The organism is Blautia sp. AM23-13AC (assembly GCF_003435675.1).
Taxonomy (GTDB): domain Bacteria; phylum Bacillota; class Clostridia; order Lachnospirales; family Lachnospiraceae; genus Fusicatenibacter; species Fusicatenibacter saccharivorans.
Genome location: NZ_QTUL01000038.1, coordinates 1 through 1112 on the forward strand (window position 1 = coordinate 1; position 1112 = coordinate 1112).

The window sequence follows — 1112 nt, forward strand, 5'->3', positions numbered from 1 at the left end:
ATTTTTGTATTTCCGCCAATCCTTCAGATATGGACTTTCGTCATAATGACGGTGGATAATACATCTGGAAAGCCGTTGTTTTACAGCTTTTCAGATGTATTATCCACAACAGTTTTTCTATCCACACGATAACAAATGGAATGAGAAAAGACTGTTTGTGGATAACCTTTTTCATCCGGTTGATACACATCATTTTTACAGTTTTGGTACTTTTTTATTTTCGGCATTTTGCACAGGCTACATAATGCGGGGTGTCTCTTTCAGCTCAGAGATCGGATGGCGTGCAACGATCTCCAGTCCCTGCATCAGCATACGGTACTGGTCGTCTGTGATCGCCATTGCCTCATCTGCCGAACGGGGCCACCGGAATGCACCATTATCGAGTCTCTTGTACATAAGGAGAAAACCATCGCCTTCCCAGAGCAGTGCTTTGATCCGGTCACATCTTCTTCCACAGAAAAGAAACAGTGTATTTTTGTCGTAAGGATCAAGCTTAAACTGAAAGCGTACGATCGTTGCCAGTCCATCGATCCCACGACGGAGATCCGTAAATCCCATCGCCAGATACACCTTTTTAAATCCGGAAGCATCTGCATCATTCAGCATGGGTAAAAGCCTTTATGAGATGGCAGAGCATTTCCGGTGAAGTACCGGAAAATATCTCAGCTGACAGTCCCCTGGTATTTTTAATACGGATCATTGGCAGAGTTCCTGCCGAAATGCATGTACCGGATTCTTTTGGAGTATCTGTTTTCTTTGGATCTGGTGCAGGTGCGGGCAGTTCCACAAAAGCAGTGGTTTCTGTGTCCTGCATCTGATCCAGGCATATCTGCCTGACACGCCGGAGACGGTAATAATAGTTGGCTTTTGTAAGATTATTTTGGGTACACCAGGTTTCAACATCCATCCCTTTGGGACGGTTCTGACAATTCCGGATCTGTTCTGCCCATTGTCTGATCCTCACCTGCTGAGCTACAAGGCTGGTTTGCGTAGCCATAAGATTCCTCCTCTGAATCATAGTCAGTTAAAAAAGTTAAGTACTAAACTTTTTTGACTATGTTATTTTGTTGAGTATGATTATGGCATAACTTGAAGTGAATAAAAAGGTACTC

At 43.6% G+C, this 1112-nt stretch carries 2 protein-coding genes; both read right to left on the reverse strand.

The genetic code is table 11. The annotated features are described in order from the left end of the window. Window positions 1–237: 237 nt before the first annotated feature. On the reverse strand, window positions 238–606 hold the full coding sequence (gene tnpB / locus DW642_RS15710; RefSeq protein ID WP_009243734.1) for an IS66 family insertion sequence element accessory protein TnpB: 369 nt from the start codon (window positions 604–606) through the stop codon (window positions 238–240). Next, window positions 596–997, reverse strand: a complete 402-nt coding sequence (locus tag DW642_RS15715; protein WP_009243735.1) for a hypothetical protein — start codon at window positions 995–997, stop codon at window positions 596–598. The genes tnpB and DW642_RS15715 overlap by 11 nt, the downstream gene beginning before the upstream one ends. Window positions 998–1112 lie beyond the last annotated feature (115 nt).

What these genes read in the sequence shown, in the direction of transcription:
- DW642_RS15715 (WP_009243735.1), bottom strand. Translation starts at nt 997, where the DNA reads ATGGCTACGCAAACCAGCCTTGTAGCTCAGCAGGTGAGGATCAGACAA.
- tnpB (WP_009243734.1), bottom strand. Translation starts at nt 606, where the DNA reads ATGCTGAATGATGCAGATGCTTCCGGATTTAAAAAGGTGTATCTGGCG.